Origin of the sequence: Streptomyces lydicus, assembly GCF_000717345.1 — a bacterium.
GTDB classification, from domain to species: Bacteria; Actinomycetota; Actinomycetes; order Streptomycetales; family Streptomycetaceae; genus Streptomyces; species Streptomyces lydicus.
The window spans coordinates 101,953-124,649 of record NZ_JNZA01000022.1 but is presented as its reverse complement, the minus strand read 5'-3'; the positions used below and the strand labels follow the sequence as shown (position 1 = coordinate 124,649).

Genomic DNA, 22,697 nt, shown 5'->3' with positions numbered 1-22,697 from the left:
GACGGACGGCCGGCTTGCTGGAGCGGCGCGATGCAGGAAAGTAATCCATCGCCCCGTGAGCCACGGCAACCTTTCCGCGGCCCCGCCGCGGCCGCCCGTTTCTTGATTGCGAAGTGCGGCACAATCCGCTTGTCCGGCATTTCTCGGCGGACTTACAGTCCCTGGATGGCAGGGAACACCTATCGCGCACTCCTCACCCGGCCGGTGCTGAGCTGGGCCGCGGTCGCCGTCGCGGCGCGCCTGCCGGTGGCCATGGCGCCACTGGCCCTCGTCTTCCTCGTACGGGAACGGCCCGGCGGATATGTCCTCGGCGCCGAACTCGCGGCGGTGTACGTGGTGGGTGAGGTTATCGGCGCGGCGCTGCTGGGGGCGAGGCTGCGGCCGGACCGGGCCCGGCGGCACCTGGCCGGCGGACTGGGCGCGGGGGCGGCGGCCTTCGCGGGGCTCGGCCTGCTGCCCGGCGCACCCGACCTGCTGCTCGGGGCGTTCGCGCTGCTGGCCGGCGCGGCGCCGGCCGCGTCCCCGGGCGGGCTGCGCGCCCTGCTGACCGAGCACGTCGAGGCCGGTCTCGTCGCCAAGGCGCTGAGCGCGGAGGCCACCCTGAACTACGCGGTGTGGGCCGCCGCACCGGCCGCGGCGAGCGCCCTGGCGTTCGGCCTGGCCCCGTACGCCCCGCTGCTGCTGGCGGCGGCGATGATGGCGCTCTCGGTCGCCGGGCTGTGGGCCCTGCCGGGCGGCTGGGCGGCGGACGCGTCCGACCGCAACGGCGTCTCGATGCTGCGTACCCTCGCCGCGGCCTGGCCGGTGTACGTCTCCGGCGCGGCGGCCATGTCGCTGCTCGCGCTCGCGGAGCTGGTGCTGCCCGCGCTCCTGGAACAGCGCGCCCTCGCGGTCGGCTGGGCCGGGCCGCTGCTGGCCGGCTACTCGCTCGCGGCGGCGGCCGGGGCGCTGCTCTACGGCCTGCGCAGCTGGCCGGGCCGGATCGGCACCCAGAGCCTGGTGCTGCTGCTGGGCGTCACGGGCTGCGTGGCCGCCGCCGCACTGCTCCCGGCGCTCGGCGCCATCGCGGCGGCGCTCGCCGTCGCCGGGCTGCTCCAGGCGGGGGTGCAGGTGACCCGGGCACTGGGACTGCGGGCGGTGCTGCCGCAGAGTGCCCTGGCCGCGGGCTACTCGATGATGTACTCCGTCGTCGGCGCCGGCTACGCCGCCAGCGCCTCGCTGTCCGGAGCGGTGCTGAGCGTCGCGACGCCCGCCGCGGCGATCCTCGCCGGGGTGCTGCTGACCCTCCTGCTCACCGCGGCCAGCGCGGTCGGCGAGCTGCGGCTGGCCCGTGGCCGGAGCCGTACGCCGGCCCGGCCGCCGAGCCGCACCGTCGCCGGCCGGCCGGACCCCGCCCCGGCCGAAGAACAGCGGACCACTCCCTAGGGGCTCAGCACGGCCCCAGCGCGGCGATCCGGGACGGCAGGTGCTGCCAGACCTCGGGGGTGTAGAAGTGCCCGCCCGGCAGTTCGTCGTGGCGGAAGGCGCCCCGCGCCAGCGTCCGCCACTGCTGCGCCGTCCGCGGATCGATCACCTCGTCGGCGGCGCCGGTGAGGACCTGCACCGGGACGCCCACCGTCGCGCCCTGCCGGTGGTAGAAGGAGTCGCGGACGCGGAGGTCGGCGCGCATCAGCTCCACGGCGATCTCGCTCAGATCCGGGTCGCCGAGCACATGGTCCGGCATCAGCCCGAACGTCTTCATCCAGTCCATGAGTTCGTCGTCGGACTGCGACTGCGCGGGGAACATGTCCTGCGGGGTGAGGCCCCGGCTGGGGGCGTTGGCCGAGGAGACCACCAGCGCCTCCGGGACCGGGCCCCCCTGCTCCTCGATCCGGGCGGCGACGTCGAAGGCCATCCAGCCGCCCATGCTGTGGCCGAAGAGGACGTAGGGCAGATCCGCCGCGGAGCGCACCGCGGCGACCGCGTCGGTGGCCAACGCGTCCCAGTCGTCGGCGAATTCCTCGGCGAAGCGCCCCTCCCGGCCCGGGTAGCAGACGGCCGCCAGCTCCGTGCCGGGCGGCATCACCTCCGTCCAGGCGAGGTACGAGCCGGCCCCGCCGCCGCAGAAGCCCAGGCAGATCAGCCGCCTGGAGGCCGAGGGGACCTGCTGGGGGCGGACCACGACGGTGTCCTGCATGGGCGGCGTCTCTCTTCTCGGCAGCGGGGGACGGGTACGGGAAGGGGCGGCGGCGAGGTCAACGGGGCGGCGTGGACGGCGTGTTGTGGCTCTCCACGTGCCGGGCCAGGTCCCGCAGCCGCGGGTGCCGGTAGACCTCCTTGACCGAGATCACCACCCCCAGGTTCCGCTTGAGGCGCCCCACCACCCGCAGCGCCATCAGCGAGTGCCCGCCCAGGGCGAAGAAGTCGTCCTCGGCGCTGATCCGGCGCTGCCCCAGCACCTCCGACCACACCGCGGCGATCAGCTCCTCGAACGGGCCGTCCGGCGCGGCGGCCGGACGCTCCGCCGTCCCGCCGTCCTCCGGGGGCTGCGGCAGGGCGGCGGTGTCGAGCTTGCCGTTGGGTGTCAGCGGCAGCGCGTCGAGCGGTACGTAGCCCGAGGGCACCATGAAGTCGGGCAGTGCCGCCGCGGCGTGCTCCCGCAGCCGCGCCGCGGAGAGCACCGCGCCGCCGGCCGGTACGCAGTACGCCACGAGCCGTTCGCCCGTCGGGCCCTCGTCCCGGACCACCACGGCGGCGGCGGAGACGTCCCGGTGCGCGCACAGCACGGCCTCGATCTCGCCGGGCTCCATCCGGAACCCCCGGAACTTGACCTGCCGGTCGGCCCGTCCCAGGTATGCGAGGGTGCCGTCGGCCCGGCGCCGTACCCGGTCACCGGTGCGGTACATCCGCGTACCGGGCGGGCCGAACGGATCGGCGACGAAGCGCTCCGCGGTCAGGCCCGGCCGGCCGGCGTAGCCGTGGGCCAGCCGCGGCCCCGCGAGGTACAGCTCCCCCTCGCCGCCGTCGGGCACCGGCCGCAGCCCGTCGTCGAGCACGTACAGCCGGCCCCCGGGCAGGGCGTCGCCGAGGTGCGGGGTGTCGCCGGTCATCCGGGCGGCGGTGGCGTCGACCGTGCATTCGGTCGGGCCGTAGAGGTTCCAGCCCTCCAGACCGGCCGACCCGGCGATCTCGCGCCAGGTCCGCGCGGGCACCGCCTCACCGCCCATGAACAGCCGCAGCGTACGGCCACCGGCCCGCGGCGCGGTGAGGGCGGTGCGCAGCAACTCCCAGTGGGAGGGCGTCAGATCGAGGTCGTCCACCCCGTGCGCGTCCAGCAGGGCGGCGAGCCGCGCCGGGTCCTTGCGGTCCTCGTCGGACAGCACGACCACGGTGTCGCCCCGGCACACCCGCGCCCACTGCTGGACGGACGCGTCGAAGGAGACGCTGGCGTTCCAGGCGATCACCCGCGGCGGGGGCCCGTACGCCCCGGCCGCCTCCAGCGCGGCCAGCAGTGCCGCGACGCCGCCGCGGGACACCTCGACGCCCTTGGGCCGGCCGGTCGAGCCCGAGGTGTAGAGCACGTACGCGGGGTCACGGGGGTCCGGGGTGGGAGCGGCCGGCGCGTCGGGGATGTCCCCGGACGGCGTGCTGTGCCGCGGCTCTCCGAGCCGCGGCACTCCGGACGCGTGCGGCACCGTGCCCTCCGCCGCGATCAGCGCCCGGATCCCGGCGTCCCGGGACATGAACTCCAGCCGCTCGTCCGGGTATTGCGGGTCCAGCGGGACGTACGCCGCGCCCGCGCGCCAGACCGCCAGCAGCGCGACCACGAGCCGGGTGCCGCGGCCGAGCGCGACACCGATCCGGTCGCCGCGGGCCACGCCCAGCGACGCCAGCTCGCCGGCCAGCGCGCCGGTGCGGCGGTCGAGTTCGTCGAAGGTCAGCGCCTCCTCGCCGGCGCGTACCGCGATCCGGTCCGGGTGGGCGCGGACCGCCTGCCGGAAGCGCACCAGCGCGTCGAGGGGCTCCCGACCGGGGTCAGCCATGAACGGACTCCATGAACAAGCTCCTTGTGCCGGCGGAGGTGAGGGGGATGCGGCGGTCGGCCGGGTGCCGTCAGGCGAGGGCGGCGGCGGGCGCGACGGTGGGACGGCAGTCGGACAGTTCGACGGGCGCTCCCATGGCCACCGCGATGGTGCGGTCCCCGCGGAAGGGGTCCCGGCCGTGCGCGGTCAGGATGTTGTCGACGAGCAGCAGATCGCCGGGCCGCCAGGGCTCGCGGACCGTCGCCGCGTCGTAGGCGGCCTGGATGGCCGCCAGGTCCTCCCTGGTCAGCGCGGTGCCGTCGCCGAAGGCGGTGTTGAAGGGCAGGCCGTCCGGCCCGAACTCGTCGACCAGGGTCTCCCGGAGCTCCTCGTCCAGCGACCACTCGTTCCAGAAGACGAGGTGGTTGAACCAGACCTCCTCCCCGGTCGCCGGATGGCTGAGGATGCCGGGCCGCACCTGACCGGTCCGCAGCTGCCCGTCCTCCTGCCAGTCGTGCGCGATCAGGTTGTCCGCGCAGTAGCGCGCCACCTCGTCGGGGTCGTCGGAGCCGAAGGCGCTCCGCCAGTCGGTGGAGACCAGGTCGGAGTAGCTGCGGCGCAGCAGCCAGCCGGTGGCGCGCATCTTCGCCACCAGGTGCGGCGGCAGCGCCCCGAGCACCTTGCGGCAGTCGGCGACCGGCGTGGCGCCGCCCTCCTCGGGCGCGACCAGGCAGGCGAAGAGCAGCAGGCCGGGAAAGGTCAGGGTGTAGCTGTTCTCGTTGTGCAGATGGATCCGCTGGGCGGCCGGCAGGTCCGTGGAGGAGTACACACCGTGGCCGAAGTCGCTGCGCGGGGTGGCCTTCTCGCGATACGGGGTGGGCTCGGGGATGAGCACGTCGCGCACCTCGGCGACATCGCCGGTCTTCGCCAGCGGGAGTCCGCGCAGCAGGACCGCGCCGTGGGTGTGCAGGGCCCGGGTGAGGGCGGGGCGGGCCGCGGCCAGCCAGCCGCGGGCGGCGGCCGCGTCGGGGAACTCCGGGACGCGGGTCCGGGCGGGTCTGCCGGGGAGGACCTCCCAGGTGAGCGACGGGACATCCGGCGCGTCGGCACGGTTCACGATCGATCAGCACCTTTCACTCAGTGAGGACGGACCACTCAGCGAGGACGATCACGCGACGGGGACGGGAAGGGCGGTACGGCCGGCCGGAGGTCAGCCCCCGTGACCGCCGAGCGCCGTGTTGGCCGCGAGGTCCAGGCGATCGACCATCCAGGATTCGAGGCTGCTGTCGCTCCGCTCGGCGGCGGCGCGGTAGCGGGCGATGCGCTCCGGCGTGAGCTGTATTCCGACGGAGGCCGTCTTACGGGCGGCGTCCGGTTCTTCCTCCCTGGCGCCCCGTACGTTCGCCCGCAACTGATTGCGTGACCAGCCGAGTTCCTGGGCCCTGTCGAGCCAGTAGTCTTGCTCATGGGGCAGCAGGGACGCCACCTCCGCATGGTGGTTGAAGCTGAGGGTGTCCCGCCGGCGGGACACCTCGAACCTCCGCGCCACCCACGCGTAGTTGCGCAGCGTCTGGTAGTCGAGGCCGACCGCGTCGACGGCCCTGCGGTAGCGGTCGGTGTAGCGCCACTGGCCGTAGACCAGCCAGTCGCCCAGGCACCAGGCGGACGAGTTGGCGACGGCCGAGATCCGGCGGCCCGCGCTCTCCCAGGTCTCGTAGCTGAGCGCGGACGGTATCTGGAGGCCGACGCGGGTCACCAGGACGCCGTTGCGGGCGCTCTGCCGGTGCGGTGCCGTGCGGTGTTCCCCGGCCGGCCCGGAGCGCGGTGGGGTGCCCAGGGCTGCGGACGATGTGCTCAAAGCTTCTCCTCGGTGCAGTTGCTTCCGACCGGGCCGACCGGCACCGGCGCATCCGCGGTGGGTCACCGGACGGTCGGTCCGTGGGGCCCAGCACACGACTGCGGTGAACGCAAGTCCAAGAAATGCTCGAACGGGGCCTCAGAACGGCCCGGTGTGCGGCGTCATGGTCCGGCCCCAGGCCGAATCGGCGTAAAGGGCGCCGGAAGCCGCGGAGTTGAGGGGGCCGGCGCTCTTGGCGGCCGGAGCGGACTGATCAATTCCGAATCCGACGGCGGTAGCCAGGGCAGCGGTGACGGTAAGAACGCCCATGATGCGACGCATTTGTGGTCCCCCATTGTGCGGCCAAGGATGTGGCTGGCGCTTCCGCCAATCCTCTTCGGCCTGGCCGGATCGATGGTCTGCACAAGGGGTGCACGAATGTAACCTGCACACTTGTGAACGATGAAGAACTGGGTCGATGCCGGTGCAATGGGGGTGAATTACTCCCGGGCCGTGTTTGTGGCGATGCGCTGAGCTTCTACCGGAGCGTGCTGCGCGAGGGGACAGCCTGCCAGGAGGCCGCGCCACCGTGCCTGCGCGCGCTCGGACTCGTCGCCGAGGACCCTGGGGCGCCGGGCGCCACCACCGCCGTGCCGCCCGAGGCGGCGGCGATCGCGGTGCTGCGCCCGATCGAAGAGGCGATCGCCGACCAGCAGCGGACCTACCGCTCCGTTCAAGCCATGCTGTCCGTCTTCACCAGAACCTACGACGACGCCAGGAAGCACGAGCAGCCGACACTCACCGTCCTCGCCGGCGCCCAGGTCATCAGCAACGCCCTGGAGGCCGCCGTGGACGGCTGCCGCGAGGAACTCCTGACCACCCAGCCGGGCGGCGGGCGGCCCGCGCACCTGCTGGGCGAGGCGCTGGAGCGCGATGTGCGGATGCTCGCGCGCGGCGTCCGGCAACGCACGCTCTACCAGCACACCGTCCGCTCCCACGCCCCGACGCTCGCCTACATCGAGCAGGTCACCGCGGCCGGCGCCGAGGTGCACACCCTGGTCGAGGTGTTCGAGCGGATGATCATCTGCGACCGGGAGGTGGCGTTCATCCCCACCTCCGAGGAGCGCAGCGACAGCGCGCTCCAGATCCGGCACCCCGCGCTGCTGCGCTTCCTCGCCGCGCTCTTCGACAACGCCTGGGCCCGTTCGGTGCCGGTCGAGACGGGCGGCCTGCCGGCCCGGTCCCCGCTGATCACCTCCGACGTCCAGCGGGCGATACTGCAGGCCGTGGTGTCCGGGGAGACCGACGACTCCATCGCCCGCCGGATGGGGATGAGCCGCCGCAGCGTGGCGCCAGGGCTCCGCCCTGACTCCCTCCTCCGCCTTGCGATGCACGGCACCAGACCCCGCTCCCTGATCCGGCCTGATCCAAACGACAGCCCCTAGCCCCTCGCTCAGCCCAGGGTCACGGTGCCCAGCTCGCGGGCGTCCTCCGCGTCCCGGCAGCCCGACAGCAGCAGCGCCTCCCGGAATTCGGTGTGCAGCAGGCGCAGCACCAGCTCGGCCCCGGCCGCACCGTCCAGCGCCAGCCCCCACAGCAGCGGGCGGCCCAGCAGCACCCCGTCGGCCCCCAGCGCCAGCGCCCGCAGCACGTCGGTGCCGCTGCGGATCCCGCTGTCCAGCAGCACCCGGCAGCGGCCGGCCACCGCGTCCACCACCGGTGCCAGTGCCGTCACGCTCGGTACCGCACCCGCCAGTTGGCGCCCGCCGTGGTTGGACACCACCAACGCGTCCACGCCCGCCCCGGCCGCCCGTACGGCGTCCCGGGGATCGAGCACGCCCTTCAGCACCAGCGGGAGCCGGGTGCGCTCCCGCAGCCAGGCCACGTCCGCCCAGCCGAGGGCCGGTTCGAAGGCCGACCCGGTGTGCGCGGCGACCGCCGAGCGCCCGGCCTGCCGCTCGTGCGCCAACGAGGGCGCTCCGCCGGTGAGATGAGCCGCGGTGACCGACTCGGGCAGGCCGAACGCATTGCGGATGTCGCGCAGCCGCCGGCCCATCACCGGGACGTCCACGGTCACCACGAGCGCCCGGCAGCCGGCCTCCTCGGCCCGCCGCACCAGGTCGAGCACCCGGCCGCGGTCCCGCAGCCAGTACAGCTGGAACCACAGCTCCGCGCCCTCGGCCGCGATCTCCTCCACCGGGCAGCTGCTGAGCGTGCTCACGACGAAGGGCACGCCCGCCGCACGGGCCGCCCGGGCGGTGGCGAGCTCACCGTCGGGGTGCAGCAGCCGGTGGTAGGCCATCGGCGCGACGGCGACCGGCAGCGCCGCGGCCGTGCCCACCAGGTCCACCGCACAGTCCGGCTCCGCCACCCCGTTCAGCACCCGCGGCACCAGCCGGACCCGGTCCAGGGCGGTGCGGTTGGCGGCCTGGGCGGACTCGTCACCGCTGCCGCCGGCCACGAAGTCCCGTACGGCTGCCGGGAGTACGGCGGCCGCCGCGCGCTCGACGTCGGCGAGGCACAGCGGCTCCGCCGCGGCCGGTGCGCTCACCGCGTGGCACCCGACCTGTTCTCCTGCAGCTCGACGGCCTCGTACAGCGCCTTGATGTTGCCGCTGCCGAACGTACGCGCCCCGAGCCGCTCGATGACCTCGAAGAACAGCGTGCCGCGGGGGTGTTCGGAGCGGGTGAAGATCTGCAGCAGCTGGCCGTCCTGGTCCTCGTCGACCAGGATGTTCAGGTCCCGCAGCTCGTCGACGGAGTGCCGGGAGAGCGTCAGCCGGCCGGGTATCAGGTCGTAGTAGGTGCTCGGGGTGTCCAGGAAGCCGGTGCCGCGGGACGCCAGCCGCCCCACGGAACCGACGATGTCGTCCGAGGTGAAGGCGACGTGCTGCACCCCCGCCCCGCCGTGCGCCGTGAGGAACCGGTCGATCTGGCCGGGGGACCGGGTGGTGTCCGGTTCGATCAGGGTGAGGGTGACCGTGCCGGCGTCGTTCTGCACCACGATCGAGTCCATCGCCTGGGAGCCGACGATGATGCGTTCGGTGAACACCGCGGCGAAGCCCAGGGCGCGCTCGTAGTACTCGACGGTGGGCCCCAGCCGCCCCGGCTCCAGGCACACCGCGATGTGGTCGACCGCGTGCAGCCCCGTCTCCAGGGGGGCCGGGCGGCCGGCCGCCGGCGCCGGACCGGCCGCGGCGGTGCGCTGCACGAAGGTGTGCGCCACATCGCCGAACCCGGTGACCGAGGCGGTCAGGACGCCGCGCCGCTCGGCCGGCCCGGCCAGCGGCTCGGCTCCCCGCCGCACCGCCTCGGCGAACGCGCCGGCGGCGTCCGCCGTGCTCAGCGCGATGTCGCAGATCCCGTCGCCGTGCCGCTCGACGTAGCGGGCCGCGGGGTGGTCGGCGTCCTCGGCGGCGGTCAGCACGAGCCGGATGCGGTCGGCGCCCACGGCCAGCGAGCGGGCGCCGCCGCCGGGCGTGCCGACGGCGTCCGGCCCGGCCAGGACGCCGAATCCGTAGCGTGCGGTGAACGGCTCGGCGGCCTCGGCGAGGTCGCGGACCGCGAAGCCGATGTGGTCGATGGCGAGCCCCTGGAGGGGGCCGTCGGCTGCGTGGGTCATCCGGTACGTCTCCTTAAGGCTGGTGGGCGCTCAGCTCACCGATGAAGGCGGCCAGCCGGTGCAGGCCCTCGTGGATCTCGTCCGGGGTCAGCTGGCTGAAGGACAGCCGGATCTGCCGGCGGGCCGCACCGTCGCCGTAGAAGTGGTGGAGCGGGGTCCAGAGCACCTTGTGCTTGCGGGCCGACAGGGCGAGCAGCGCGTCGTCGGCGGCGAACGGCAGCGTCAGGACGACGAAGAAGCCGCCGGTGGGCGCGTTCCAGGTGACCTCGGGTGAGCTGCCGGGCGGGAAGTGCTCGGCCAGCCCGTCCAGCACGTGCCGGAGGTTGTCCCGGTAGACCCGTGTCTCGCGGGTGTTGGCGGCCCGCAGGTCACAGTCGTGGGTGAGCAGCTTGCCGCCGAGGACGGCCTGGGCGAGCGGCGGGGTGTTCACCGTCAGCATGCTCTTGATCTTGGCGAGCTGGTCGGCGAGCGACTGCCGCCCGCCGGGCTCCGGGCCCGCACCCGCCACCGTCACCGGCTGGTCCGCCACCACGAAGCCGATGCGCGCCCCGGGGAGGCCCGTCTTGGCGTACGACCCCAGGTAGACGACCTGCCGCGAGGAGTCCAGTGCCTTCAGCGCCGGGGGCCGGCCGGCCGTCCCGTGGAACAGCCCGTAGGGGTTGTCCTCCAGCAGCAGGAAGCCGTGCTCCTCGGCCACTGCCAGCAGCCGTTCGCGGGTGTGCCGGGGCATGCTGATGCCCGACGGGTTGGCGAAGTCCGGGACCACGTACAGGGCCCGCGGCCGCAGACCGTCCGCCTTCGCCCGCTCCACGGTCCGCACCAGGTCGTCCAGGTCGATGCCGTCCGCCGAGTTCGCGACCGGCAGCACCGGCAGGTCGGCGAGTTCGGCCGCCCCCGACAGGCCGACGTAGCAGGGGATGACGGCCAGTACGGCGTCCCGCTCGGTCCGGCGCAGCGCGCGCAGGGTCAGGAAGAGCGCCTCCTGGCAGCCGACCGTCACCACGATCGACTCCGGGTCGGCCTCGATGCCCTCGTCGATCCGGAGGTTCTTCGCCACCAGGTCGTGGATGATCCCCTTGGTGCGGCCGTACTGGAGCAGCGTGCGGCGCACCCGCGCCTCGTCGCCGCCGGCCCCGGCGCGTACGTGCTCGACGAACCGGTCCAGATAGCGGTGCACCGCCCCGAGGTCGAAGAAGCCCTCGTACGGCCGCCCGGCCGCGAACGACAGGGCGTCCGGGTACTGCTGGGCCACCTCGTTGAGGAAGTTCATCGACTCGATGACCGGCGAGCCCAGCGACCCGTGCAGATCCGGGAGTTCCAGGTCCACCGGGTCAGCTCCGGGAGTCCGGCGCCGCGGCCGTCGCCGCGACGAGGGAGGCCGGCCGCAGATCGGTCCAGTGCTCCTCGACGTGCGCGGTGCACTCCGCACGGGCGCGGTCGTCCAGCCGTACCTCCCAGCCCGGCGGGACCGGTGCGAAGGACGGCCACAGCGAGTACTGGCCCTCGGAGTTCACCAGGACCTTGAAGGTGCCGTTCTCGTCGTCGAAGGGGTTCATGGCGCGGGACTCTCCCGGGGGTCGAGGGCATAGGTGTGCAGGGGCCGGTCCGGTGCGGCGGCCGCGGCGCGCAGCAGCCGGACGTACCGGTCCGCCAGCCGTTCCACAGTCGCCCGGTCGAACAGCTCGGTGGCGTATTCCAGGCTGATGTCCAGCTCACCGGGCGCGCCGTCGGCGCCGGTGCGGCTGACCGCGTCGAACGCGAGGTCGAAGCGCGCCGAGCCGGTCCCCGCCAGCCGCCAGTGGTGGGTGGTGCCGTCCAGTTCGAGCGCCGAGTCCTCGGTGTTGAGCAGGCCGAACGCGATCTGGAACACCGGGTGGTGGGCCAGGCTGCGCGGCGGGTTGACGGCCTCCACCAGCAGGTCGAAGGGGACGTCCTGGTGCGCGTACGCGGGGATCCACGCCTCGCGCACCCGGCGCAGCAGCTCACCGAAGGTGGGGTTGCCGGAGGTGTCGGTGCGCAGCACGACGGTGTTGACGAAGAAGCCGACCAGGTCGTCCAGCGCCGGGTCGGAGCGCCCCGCCGTCGGCGTGCCGACGACGATGTCCTCGCCGCCGCCGAGCCGGGTCAGCAGACCCGCCAGCGCGGCCTGGAGCACGACGAACAGGGTGCAGCCGGCGGCCCGGCCCAGTTCGTCCAGCTCCCGGCGCAGCTCCGCGGGCACCGTGAACTCGACCACCGCGCCCGCGCCGCCGGCGCACTCGGGGCGGGGGCGGTCACCGGGCAGCGGCGTGCACAGCGGGATGCCGGCCAGCGCCGTACGCCAGTGCGCGAGCTGCCGGGCCAGGAGGCTGCCGGGGTCGTCGCGGTCGCCCAGAGCCGCGCGCTGCCAGGCGGCGTGGTCCCGGTACCGGACGGGCAGCGGCCGGAAGCCGGGTACCGCGCCCGCCCTCCTGGCCGCGTACGCCCGGGACAGGTCGCGGAACAGCGGGGTGAAGGACCAGCCGTCGGCGGCGATGTGGTGCAGCACCACCAGCAGGACCTGTTCCTCGCCGGTGCGGAACAGCGTCACCCGCAGCGGCGGCTCGGTCTCCAGGTCGAAGGGCGCCCGGACCGCGGCCGTCAGCAGTGCGTCGAGTGCGGCGGGCCGGCAGTCGGTGACGGTGAGCCGGACCTCGGCGTCGGCGGGGTCGAGGATCCGCTGGTGGGCGGTCTCGCCGTCGGCCGGGAAGACCGTGCGCAGGGATTCGTGACGGGCCGTCACATCGGCCAGGGCGGCGTCGAACGCCGCGGTGTCCACCGGCACGGACAGCCGGAAGACCAGCGGGATGTGATAGCCGGGGTCGGCGTCCGCCATCAGCTGGTAGAGCAGCCACAGCCGCCGCTGGGCGTGTGAGAGCGCGACCGGCCCGTCCGCGGGCGCGGCGGCCGGCCCGACGAGCCGGGCACCGGTGTCCGGCCGGTCCGCCAGCCGCGCGGCGAGCCCGGCGGGCGTCGGCGCCGCGAACAGGTCCTCCAGACCCGGCCGCACGCCGAGCGCCGCCGCGACGGCCGCCGCCGCCCGGGTCGCGGTCAGCGAGTGCCCGCCCAGGGCGAAGAAGCTGTCGTCGATGCCGACCCCGGGCACCCCCAGGACGTCCGCGAACACCTCGCACAGCAGCCGCTCGGCCCGGTTGCGCGGCGCCCGTCCGGCGCCCTCGAAGACCGGTGCGGGCAGCGCCCGCACATCGAGCTTCCCGTTGTTGGTCAGCGGCAGCCGCTCGACCACCACACAGGCGGCGGGCACCATGTGCCCCGGCAGGTGCGCCCGCAGGGCGTCGAGGAGCCGGGCCGGCCAGTCGCCCCCGGCGCCGGGCGTGGCGGGCACGACGTACGCCACGAGGTGGTGGCCGCCGTGGTGGTCGGGGAGCGTGACGACCGCGGCCCGGGCCACCTCGTCGCGGCGGGTCAACTGGTGCTCGATCTCACCGAGTTCGATCCGGAACCCGCGCAGCTTGACCTGGTTGTCCTGCCGGCCGAAGTACTCCAGCAGCCCGTCCCCGCGCCGGCGCACCAGGTCACCGGTGCGGTACATCCGGCTGCCGTCGCCCGCGAACGGGTCCGCGACGAAGCGGCCCGCGGTCAGTGCCGGCCGTCCCCAGTAGCCCCGGGCCACCCCCCGCCCGGCGAGGTACAGCTCGCCCACCTCGCCCGCACCGACCGGGCGCAACTCCTCGTCCAGGACACGGGTGCGCACCCCGGCCAGCGCGGAGCCGATGGGGACGGGGCCGTCACCGACCTCCGTGACGAGGTGCCGGGTGGCGAAGACGGTCACCTCGGTCGGGCCGTAGACGTTGACGACGGAGCCCGGGCCGGAGGCCGCGAGCGTCCGGGCGACCGCGCCGGGGGAGGCGACCTCGCCGCCCATCCACACCTGGCAGCCGTGCGCGAAGGCGTCCGGGGACTCCTCCGTCATCACGTTGAACATCGAGGGGGTGAGGAAGGTGGAGGTGATCCGCTCCTCGGCGAGGGTCCGTACGAGCTGCGCCGCGTCCAGCCGGCCCGGCGGCGCCACGACCACGGTCCCGCCGCGCAGCAGCGGGACCAGGATCTGGTACACCGAGGCGTCGAACTCCAGCGGCGACTGGAGCAGCACCCGCCGGTCGATGCCGGCCCAGCACGCGTCCGCCGCGAAGGCCACCACGTCCTGGTGGCTGATCGCCACGCCCTTGGGGTGGCCGGTCGAGCCGGAGGTGTGGATGACGTAGGCGAGTTGCTGCGGGTGCACCGGCGGGGGCCCGGCGGCCGGCGGCAGGGCGCGGGCCGCCAGCTCACCGACCACCCGGACGTCCACTCCGCCGGGGCCGCCGCCGCAGCTGTCGCGGAGCGCGGCGGCGCGCTCCGGGCTGTCGACGAGGACGAGCCGGGTGCCGCACTCCTCGATGACGGTGCGCAGCCGGGCCGCGGGTGAGCGGATGTCCAACGGCGCGTACGCACAGCCGGCCTTCAGCGTCCCCAACAGCGCGACGACGACGTCCACGCCGCGCTCCATCAGGATGCCGACGCGGTCCTCGGGCGCCGCCCCGAGACCGGTCAGTGCCCGCGCGAGAACATCGCTCTTTTCGTCGAGTTCCCGGTAGGAGAGAGCGGTACCGCCTTGACCGACCGCGGTGGAATCCTTGTTCTCGCCCACTCGCGCGGCAAATACCGAGGTGATGGTGCCCGGCGCTTCCGGCAAGCCGAATCCCCTTTCCGCGCGATGGATTGCCCTGTTCTGCATTCGGCTTTCGCTGCGGTCTTTCGCCACCCTCGGGTGGCGGCGAACGGCAACGTAGGCGGGTGGCCGAATGAGTGTCAAGGAACATCCGCCGTCCCGCCGGCGGGACACCCTCCCGTGCTTGTGCGGCTTTGACGGGGCGGGTTCAATGGGCGCCGAAAGCGCCATTCCGCGAAATCCGCACGCATCCCTTCGTATCGCTTCGTATTTCTGGAGAGCGCATTCGGGGGCATCGGGAGTGCATCGACGGGACGAGTACGCGAGGAACGCCCCGGCCGCGGCGCGGACCGATCGGGACTCCCACCGGACCCGCTCGCGCTCCCCACCGGAACCCCATCGGATGAGGTCTTCCCATGACACTGGACGGTACCGGCGCCGCGCCCCGCGGTCCGCAGGAGGAGATCCTGCGCGGTCTCTTCGCCGAGGTCCTCGACGTCCCCGACGTCGGCGCCGACGACAACTTCTTCGCCCTGGGCGGGACGTCGATGCTGGCCGTCCGGATGGTCAACCGGATCCGGGCGGTCCTGGGCGTCAAGATCGGCGTCCGGGCGCTGTTCCGCAGCCAGACGGCGGCGGCCCTGGCCCGGCACCTGGACGGCGAGGAGCCCGCGCGGCGCCCCGTGGTGCGCGTCGCACCGCGCCCGCCGTCGGTACCGCTCTCCTCCGGCCAGCGCGGTCTGTGGTTCCTGGACCGACTGGAGGGGCCGAGCGCGACCTACAACGTGCCGGTGGTCACCCGGATCGAGGGCATGGTGGACGAGGAGGCGCTGGCCGCCGCGCTCGGCGATGTCGTCGCCCGGCACGAGGCGTTGCGGACGCTGTTCGGTGAGCGCGACGGCGAGCCGGCCTCGCGCGTCCTGCCCCCGGACCAGGCCCGCACGGACCTGCCGGTGACCGCCTGCACCCCGGCCGAGCTGCCCGCGGCGGTCGCCGCCGCCGAGGCGCACGTCTTCGACCTGACCGCCGAACTCCCGCTGTACGCCGAGCTGTTCACCACCGCACCGGACCGCTCCGTGCTGGTCCTGGTAGCCCACCACATCGCCTGCGACGGCTGGTCGGTGAGCCGCCTCGGCCGGGACCTGTCCGTCGCCTACGCCGCGCGGCGCCGCGGCCGGGACCCGCAGTGGCAGCCGCTGCCGGTCCAGTACGCGGACTTCGCGCTGTGGCAGCGGGCCTGGCTCGACGAGGAGTCCGTACCCGGCAGCGCGGCCGCCCGCGCGCTAGCCCACTGGCGCACCGCGCTGCGCGAGCTGCCCGAGGAGCTGCCGCTGCCCGCCGACCGCCCCCGTCCGGCCCGGGCCGGCTCCGCGTACGGCACCCTGCGGCTGCCCGTCGGCGAACCCACCCGGGCAGGGGTGAAGCGGCTGGCCCGCGCCGGCCACGCAACCGAACTCATGGTGGTGCAGGCGGCGTTGGCGACACTGCTGACCCGGATGGGCGCGGGCACCGACATCCCGCTGGGCACGGTCGTGTCCGGGCGCGGCGACGAACTCCTCGACGAGGTGGCCGGCTTCTTCGTCAACACGCTCGTGCTGCGCACCGACACCTCCGGCAACCCCGCCTTCGGCGAGCTGCTCGCCCGGGTCCGGGAGGCCGACCTGGCGGCCTTCCGCCACCAGGACCTGCCCTTCGACCGGCTCGTCGAGGAGCTCCAGCCGCCCCGCTCGCTCGCCCGCCACCCCCTCTTCCAGGTGATGCTCTCCTGGGCGTACGGCGGCGACCTCGGCCTGGACCTCGCCGGGACGACGTGCGTCACGGACCGGGCACGGGCCCAGGGCGCCAAGTTCGACCTGGAGTTCGCGTTCGACGAGCGTCCCGACGAGGACCTGCTGGAGCTCTCCCTGACGTACAGCAGCGCCCTGTTCGACGAGTCCACCGCACGGACGCTCGGCGAGCGGCTGCTCCGGCTGCTGGACCGGGCCGCTGCCGACCCGGACCGGCCGGTCGGTGAGCTGGACCTGCTCGCCGACGCGGAGCTGACGCAGGTGACCCGGCAGTGGCAGGGCGCCGTCCGGCCGTCCGCGCCGGGCTCGCTCGTCACCGCCTTCGACGCCCGGGCGGCCACCGCTCCCGACGCCACCGCCGTGATCGACGCCGGCACCACCCTCACCTACTCCGAACTCGCGGCACGGGCCGAGCGGTTGGCGCGCCGGCTGGTCGCGGCCGGGGTGTCCGCCGACGCACCGGTCCCGCTCCTCATGGAGCGGTCCGCGGACCTGGTGGTGGCGCAGCTCGCCGTCCTGAAGGCCGGCGCCGCCTACCTGCCGCTGCACGCCGCCCACCCCGTGACGCGGATGCGGGCGGCCGTCGAGGAGGCCGGCAGTCCGGTGCTGCTGGTGGACGAGGCGTTCCGCGGCCATCCGGCCACCGCCGGGCGGCACACCGTCCTGACCGTCGGCGCACCGGCCGCGGACGACGCCACGCATCCGGCCGGGCTGCCGGACGTCCACCCCGACCAGCTCGCCTACGTCATGTACACCTCGGGGTCGACCGGCGAGCCGAAGGGCATCGGCACCACGCACCAGGGCGTACTGGACCTGGCCCGCGACGCCTGCTGGGGCCTCGGCCCGGGCGACCGGGTGCTCTTCCACGCCCCGCACGCCTTCGACGCCGCCACCTACGAGATCTGGGTGACGCTGCTGTCCGGCGGCTGCGTGGTGGTCGCACCGCCGGGCGCCACCGACGGGGACGCCCTCGCCGGGCTGATCGACCGGCACCGGATCACCCATGTCCATCTGACCGCCGGCCTGTTCCGTACCGTGGCGGAGGACCACGCCGGCTGCTTCGCCTCCGTGCGCGAGGTGCTGACCGGCGGCGACGCGGTCTCCGGCCAGGCCGTCGACCGGGTGCGGGCGGCCTGCCCGGACACCGTCGTACGGGCGCTGTACGGGCCCACCGAGACCACCCTGTGCGTCACCCAGACGTCCTGGCAGCCCGGCGAACGGGCCGGCGGGCGCGTCACGTTGGGCCACCCGATGGACAACACCCGCGCCTACGTGCTGGACGAGGCGCTGCGGCCGGTGCCCGCCGGGGTGCCCGGCGAGCTGTACCTGGCCGGCGCCGGGCTGGCTCGCGGCTACACCGGGCGGGCCGCGCTGACCGCCGAGCGCTTCGTGGCCTGCCCGTTCGGCGGCCCCGGCGAGCGGATGTACCGCACCGGGGACCTGGTCCGCTGGGATGCCCACGGCCGGCTCGTCTTCCTCGGACGGGCCGACGACCAGGTCAAGATCCGCGGCTTCCGCGTCGAACCCGCCGAGGTCGAGGCCGCGTTGAGCGCACTGCCCGGCGTCGGCCAGGCCACGGTCGCCGTCCACGAGGACCGGACCGGCGACAAACTGCTGGTCGGCTACGTGGTGCCGGAACCGGCCGGGCCCCCGGTGGACATCACCGCACTCCGCGCCCGGCTCGCCGACCGGCTGCCCGACTACATGGTGCCCGCGGCGCTGATGACGCTCGACGCCCTCCCGCTGACCGCCAACGGGAAGCTCGACCGACGGGCGCTGCCCGCTCCCCGGTTCGCGGCGGCCGACGGCGGCCGGGCCCCGCGCGGGCCCCGCGAATCCGTCCTGTGCCGGCTGTTCGCCGAGGTCCTCGGCATCCCCCAGGTCGGCATCGACGACGGCTTCTTCGAACTCGGCGGGCACTCCCTGCTGGCCACCCGCCTGGCACACCGGATCCGCTCCGCGCTCGGCGTGGACATCGGCGTACCGGACGTCTTCCGGGCGCCGACCGTCGCCGGACTGAGCGCCCTGCTGGACAAGGGCACCGACGGGGAGGGCCTCGGCGAGGTCCTCACCTTCCGCGCCGAGGGCGAGCGCACCCCGGTCTTCCTGATCCCCGCGGCAAACGGCCTGAGCTGGTGTTACGCGGCACTGCTGCGGCACATACCGGCCGGCCACCCGGTCCACGCGCTGCAGGACCCCCGGCTCACCGCGGACCGGGCGCCCGGCCCCCGTACGGTCCGCGAGCTCGCCGCCGGCTATCTGGAGCGACTGCGTGAGATCTGTCCGAACGGCCCGTACATCCTGGCCGGTTGGTCCTTCGGCGGCACGGTCGCCCAGCAGATGGCGGTCGACCTGGCGGTGCGGGGTGCGGCGCCGGCCCTGCTGGTGCTGCTCGACGCCTTCCCCGGCGACGTGCTCGGCTGGGGCACCTCGCTCGACGCGGGCGCCCTGGTCCCGCTCGCCCTGGACGGCATCACCGCGCCGGAACCGCCGTACGAGGGCGGCCTCCCCGGAGCTGCGGCACTCGCGGCCGCCCTGCGCGCGGCCGGCAGCGCCCTCGGTTCCCTCGACGACCGGGCCGTCGGCACCCTGCTCCGGATCGCGCAGCACAATGTGCGCGCGTTGGCGGAGCACCGGCCGGGCAGATACCCCGGGCAGGTGCTCTTCCTCGACGCGGCGGCCCCGAAACACCCCGCGGGCCCCGCATCCGAGGTCTGGCATCCGCTCCTCGGTGGCCGGGTGGACAGCTACGCCGTCGCCTGCGACCACACCGGCATCGTCACGGCGGACGCCTTGGCGGAGGCCGGACCGGTCATCGAGGCCGCGCTGAAGGCCACCGAACCCCTGGAGTCCCCGTGAACGCCCAACAGCCCTCGCTCTCCTGGGAGGACGGCGCGATCGTCACCATCGATCAGCGCGTCCTGCCGCACGCCACCCGGCAGCTCCGGCTGCGCACGGTGGACGAGGTCATCGAGGCCGTCTCCACCCTCGCCGTCCGCGGCGCACCCGCCATCGGCCTGGCGGGCGCCCTCGGCGTGGCCCTGTCCGCGCTGCGCCACCAACTGCCCGGCGGCGGCGTCGACCGGGCGGCGGTGCGCGAGGACGCCCGCCGCCTGGTGGCGGCCCGCCCGACCGCGGTCAACCTGGAGTGGGCCGTCCGCCGGGTGCTCACCCGCCTCGACGAGGGCCACCGGGCCGTCCTCGACGAGGGGCTGGCCATGCTGCGCGAGGACGCGGAGGTGAACGGGGCGATGGTGCGGCGCGCGGCGGACCTGCTCGTCGGCCTGCTGCCCGACCGGCCGCTGCGGCTGCTCACCCACTGCAACACCGGGCGGCTGGCCACCACCGCGATCGGCACCGCCCTCGGCGTGATCCTCGAACTCGCCGCCCGGGGGCGGGTGGCCGAGGTCCTCGTCGACGAGACCCGGCCGCTGCTCCAGGGTGCCCGCCTCACCGCCTGGGAACTGCGCGAGGCGGGCGTACCCCACCGGCTGTGCGTCGACTCGGCCGCCGCCGCCGCGCTCGCCACCGGCATGGTGGACTGCGTCCTGGTCGGCGCCGACCGCATAGCCGCCAACGGGGACGTGGCGAACAAGATCGGCACGTACGGCATCGCGGTGGCCGCCGCCCGCAGCGCGGTCCCGTTCCTGGTGATCGCGCCCGAGTCCACCCGGGACCCCGACCTGGCGACCGGTGCCGGGATCAAGATCGAGGAGCGCGGGGCGGCGGAGGTCACCGAATGCGCCGGCGCCCCGGTGGCCCCGGCCGGAACCGCCGTCTTCAACCCCGCCTTCGACGTCACCCCGGCCGAACTGATCACCGCGATCGTCTCCGAGAGCCGGGTCGTCCGGCCGCGCGCGGAGCCCGCGGAACTCCTCGACGCGAACCGGCTCGGCGACGCGGTGGCCGCCATGGCCCGCACCCTCTACGAGCGCGGCTGGATGCCCGGCACATCGGGCAACATATCCGTCCGCCCGGACCCCGCCGGGCCGACCGCGCTGATCACCGCCAGCGGGCGGGACAAGGGCGAGCTGACCGGCCGTGACATGGTCGCCGTGGACGCCGGGACCGCACAGCCGGTCGACCCCGACGGCCCCCGGGCCTCCGCGGAGACCGCCATCCACGCCGCGGTGTACCGCACCACCGACGCCCGGGCCGTCATCCACGTGCACGCCCCCTACACGACGGCGGTGGCCGGCCGTTGGGCCCGGGAAGCGGCCGGGACCGGCCGGACCGGGCTGCCGCTGCGCGACTTCGAACTCCTCAAGGGCCTGGGCCTCGCCGATCCGTCCGGCACCGAAATTCCCGTCTTCCCCAACCACGCGGATGTCGGGAGGATAGCCACCGAGGTGGCGGCCCACCTGCGGGACCGGCCGGACGCTCCGCCCGCGCTGCTCATCGCCGAGCACGGGGTCACGGTCTGGGGCCGCGACCTGGCGCAGGCGCGCAACCGGCTGGAGTGCCTGGAGGCGATCTGCCAACTCGTGCTGCTCGACGCCGGCAACTGGCCGGCCCGGGCCGCCGCGGTCTCGCCCGAGACCGCGGTCGAGACCACGCCCTGGGAGGGACAGACCGCATGACGCTCCTTCAGCTGATGCCGGACGACGCACCGGGCACCGTGCTGCTGCGCACCACCGACGCCGCCACCATCGCCGGCGAACTCGCCGGCCACGGCGTCGAGCTGAACCACTGGCCGGTGCGCGGCCCGGTCGCCCCGGAGGACGACAGCGACGAGCTGCTGGACCGCTATGGCGCGGAGGTCCGTGAGCTGTGCGACCGCCACGGCTTCCGTGTCGTGGACGTGGCCCGGCTGCACCCGTCCGCCGACCCGGAAAGCGCCGCGCGGGCCGCCAAGGCCCGCACCACCTTCCTGGAGGAGCACCGCCACGCCGAGAACGAGGTGCGGTTCTTCGCCCACGGCCGCGGCTGCTTCTACCTCCACCTCGGCGACAAGGTCTTCGCCACGGTCTGCGAGGCGGGCGACCTGCTGTCGGTGCCGGCCGGCACCCGGCACTGGTTCGACATGGGCACCCGCCCCGACTTCGCGGCCATCCGCTTCTTCGAGGAGGAGGACGGCTGGGTGGGGGACTTCACCGCCGACCCCCTCGCCCGCTCCTTCCCCTCCCTCGACGAGCTCGTGGCCCCCGCGCACCGGCCGGCGGCCCGGTGAGCCGCGCCCCCGTACGCGCCGTCGTCCTGGACATCGAGGGCACCACCGGCTCCGCCGACCACGTCCACACGGTGCTCTTCCCGTACGCGCGCGAGCGCTTCGCCGACTGGTTCGCCGCCCACCGTGGCGAACCCCGGTGGACGCGCATCCTCGACGACCTCCGCACCGCGACCGGGACACCGGGCCTCGACGAGGCCGGCGCGGTCGCCGCGCTGCACGCCTGGACCGACGCCGACGTCAAGGCGGCCCCGCTCAAGGCGCTGCAGGGCGAGATCTGGGCGGCGGGCTACGCCGACGGCTCCCTGCACGGACACGTCTACGACGACGTACCGGAGGCGCTGGCCCGCTGGCAGGCCGCCGGCATCGAGCGCCACATCTACTCCTCCGGTTCGGCGGCCGCCCAGCGCAACTGGTTCGCCCACAGCAACCACGGCGACCTGACCGGCCTGCTGGACGGCTACTTCGACCTGACCACCGCCGGCCCCAAGCGCGAGCCGGGCTCCTACCGCACGATCAGCCGCGCCCTGGCGGTGCCACCCGGCCACACGCTCTTCCTCAGCGACGTGGCGGCCGAACTGGACGCCGCCGCCGAGGCCGGCTGGCAGACCCTCGCCGTACGCCGCCCGGACGACCCCCGCGGCACCGCCGTCGACGGCCACCCCGTCCTCGGCGACCTGACCGCACTGCACCTGCCCACCGACCCCGACCCCGACCCCGAGCACGCTCCCGCCCCCGCGGCACCCTGACCCGGACAGGACACATGACCAGCACCGCAACCACCCCCACCGCCGAGCTCGCCGTGATCGGCGGCAGCGGCTTCTACGAACTCCTCGCGGACGCCGAGCGCCACACCGTCGACACCCCCTACGGCGAACCGTCAGACGCGATCACCCTCAGCGAGATCGGCGGCCGCCGGGTCGCCTTCCTGCCGCGCCACGGAAGCGGCCACGCCCTGCCGCCGCACCGGATCAACTACCGCGCGAACCTCTGGGCGCTGCGCTCGCTGGGCGTCCGCCAGATCCTGGCCCCGTGCGCGGTCGGCTCGCTCCGCCCCGAGCTGGGCCCCGGCTCCGTCGTCGTCCCCGACCAGCTGGTGGACCGTACGAGCGGCCGGCTCCAGACCTTCTACGAGGAGGGCGCGGTGCACGTCTCGTTCTCCGACCCCTACTGCGCCCACGGCAGGGAGGCGGTGCTGGAGGCGGCCGCCGCGACCGGCGCCGGGGCGACGGACGGCGGCACCATGGTCGTCATCCAGGGGCCGCGGTTCTCCACCCGGGCCGAGTCGCAGTGGTACGCCGCCGCGGGCTGGTCGCTGGTCAACATGACCGGGCACCCCGAGGCGGTGCTCGCCCGCGAACTCGCCCTCTGCTACACCGCGGTGGCTCTCGTCACCGACCTCGACGCGGGCATCGACGCACACCAGGGCGTCTCCCAAGAAGAGGTCTTCAAGGTCTTCGCCCAGAACACCGAGCGGCTGCGCGCCCTGGTCCTGGAAACCCTCGACCGGCTCCCCAAGGAGCGCACCTGCGGCTGCCCCGACACCCTCGCGGGCATCGAGCTGCCCTTCCCGCTGCCCTGACCGCCGCGCACC

15 protein-coding genes and 1 pseudogene are annotated in these 22,697 nt (G+C 74.6%); 7 read left to right on the top strand and 9 right to left on the bottom strand.

Annotation, left to right across the window (positions count from 1 at the left end):
- The first annotated feature begins 165 nt into the window (after positions 1-165).
- A complete protein-coding gene (locus OO62_RS21820) occupies positions 166-1,425 on the top strand; it encodes a hypothetical protein (protein WP_051733504.1) in 1,260 nt (419 codons plus the stop codon).
- 4 nt (positions 1,426-1,429) lie between these two features.
- Here the strand turns inward: OO62_RS21820 and OO62_RS21815 are convergent, their stop codons facing one another.
- The 4 genes from OO62_RS21815 to OO62_RS21800 form a co-directional block, all read right to left on the bottom strand.
- Positions 1,430-2,176 (bottom strand): thioesterase II family protein, encoded by a 747-nt coding sequence (locus OO62_RS21815; protein ID WP_033269191.1) that lies wholly within the window; start codon positions 2,174-2,176, stop codon positions 1,430-1,432.
- A 58-nt stretch (positions 2,177-2,234) separates the two neighbouring features.
- Positions 2,235-4,022: a non-ribosomal peptide synthetase gene (locus OO62_RS21810; RefSeq protein ID WP_033269190.1), complete on the bottom strand. Its 1,788-nt coding sequence runs from the start codon at positions 4,020-4,022 to the stop codon at positions 2,235-2,237.
- Positions 4,023-4,092: 70 nt separating this feature from the next.
- Positions 4,093-5,121 (bottom strand): TauD/TfdA family dioxygenase, encoded by a 1,029-nt coding sequence (locus tag OO62_RS21805; RefSeq protein ID WP_398742514.1) that lies wholly within the window; start codon positions 5,119-5,121, stop codon positions 4,093-4,095.
- A gap of 90 nt (positions 5,122-5,211) precedes the next feature.
- Positions 5,212-5,859, bottom strand: a complete 648-nt coding sequence (locus OO62_RS21800) for an LmbU family transcriptional regulator (RefSeq protein ID WP_272868191.1) — start codon at positions 5,857-5,859, stop codon at positions 5,212-5,214.
- A 527-nt stretch (positions 5,860-6,386) separates the two neighbouring features.
- On the opposite strand from OO62_RS21800, the gene OO62_RS39665 reads away from it, so the two are divergent.
- Complete coding sequence (locus OO62_RS39665; protein ID WP_051733503.1) at positions 6,387-7,283, top strand: TrmB family transcriptional regulator; 897 nt, start codon at positions 6,387-6,389, stop codon at positions 7,281-7,283.
- An 8-nt stretch (positions 7,284-7,291) separates the two neighbouring features.
- Here OO62_RS39665 and OO62_RS21785 read toward each other — a convergent pair whose 3' ends face one another.
- The 5 genes from OO62_RS21785 to OO62_RS21765 are packed head-to-tail and all read right to left on the bottom strand — an operon-like array spanning position 7,292 to position 14,173.
- The gene (locus tag OO62_RS21785; RefSeq protein WP_033269187.1) at positions 7,292-8,389 is read right to left on the bottom strand and encodes an alpha-hydroxy acid oxidase; all 1,098 of its coding nucleotides are present in this window, start codon (positions 8,387-8,389) and stop codon (positions 7,292-7,294) included.
- Positions 8,386-9,459 carry a 4-hydroxyphenylpyruvate dioxygenase gene (hppD, locus tag OO62_RS21780; protein WP_033269186.1) on the bottom strand — a complete coding sequence of 358 codons (1,074 nt, stop codon included), beginning with the start codon at positions 9,457-9,459 and terminating at the stop codon, positions 8,386-8,388. The genes OO62_RS21785 and hppD overlap by 4 nt, the downstream gene beginning before the upstream one ends.
- Before the next feature lie 13 nt (positions 9,460-9,472).
- On the bottom strand, positions 9,473-10,786 hold the full coding sequence (locus OO62_RS21775) for an aminotransferase-like domain-containing protein (RefSeq protein WP_033269185.1): 1,314 nt from the start codon (positions 10,784-10,786) through the stop codon (positions 9,473-9,475).
- Between the two features lie 4 nt (positions 10,787-10,790).
- Positions 10,791-11,015, bottom strand: coding sequence for an MbtH family protein (locus tag OO62_RS21770; RefSeq protein WP_033269184.1), 225 nt, complete (start codon positions 11,013-11,015; stop codon positions 10,791-10,793).
- The gene (locus OO62_RS21765; protein ID WP_164993233.1) at positions 11,012-14,173 is read right to left on the bottom strand and encodes a non-ribosomal peptide synthetase; all 3,162 of its coding nucleotides are present in this window, start codon (positions 14,171-14,173) and stop codon (positions 11,012-11,014) included. Before OO62_RS21765 ends, OO62_RS21770 begins: the two co-directional genes overlap by 4 nt.
- Before the next feature lie 392 nt (positions 14,174-14,565).
- Between OO62_RS21765 and OO62_RS21760 the strand changes: the two are divergent.
- The 5 genes and pseudogenes from OO62_RS21760 to OO62_RS21740 form a co-directional block, all read left to right on the top strand.
- Positions 14,566-18,795 (top strand): annotated as a pseudogene (locus OO62_RS21760) (non-ribosomal peptide synthetase); the annotation flags it as partial.
- On the top strand, positions 18,792-20,516 hold the full coding sequence (locus OO62_RS21755) for a bifunctional S-methyl-5-thioribose-1-phosphate isomerase/methylthioribulose 1-phosphate dehydratase (protein WP_063739040.1): 1,725 nt from the start codon (positions 18,792-18,794) through the stop codon (positions 20,514-20,516). The pseudogene OO62_RS21760 and the gene OO62_RS21755, both read left to right, overlap by 4 nt.
- The gene (locus tag OO62_RS21750) at positions 20,513-21,106 is read left to right on the top strand and encodes a 1,2-dihydroxy-3-keto-5-methylthiopentene dioxygenase (protein WP_033269183.1); all 594 of its coding nucleotides are present in this window, start codon (positions 20,513-20,515) and stop codon (positions 21,104-21,106) included. Before OO62_RS21755 ends, OO62_RS21750 begins: the two co-directional genes overlap by 4 nt.
- The gene (gene mtnC, locus OO62_RS21745; RefSeq protein ID WP_051733500.1) at positions 21,103-21,852 is read left to right on the top strand and encodes an acireductone synthase; all 750 of its coding nucleotides are present in this window, start codon (positions 21,103-21,105) and stop codon (positions 21,850-21,852) included. The genes OO62_RS21750 and mtnC overlap by 4 nt, the downstream gene beginning before the upstream one ends.
- 14 nt (positions 21,853-21,866) lie before the next feature.
- Entirely contained in the window at positions 21,867-22,685 is an 819-nt protein-coding gene (locus tag OO62_RS21740; protein ID WP_033269182.1) for an S-methyl-5'-thioadenosine phosphorylase, read from the top strand.
- Positions 22,686-22,697 lie beyond the last annotated feature (12 nt).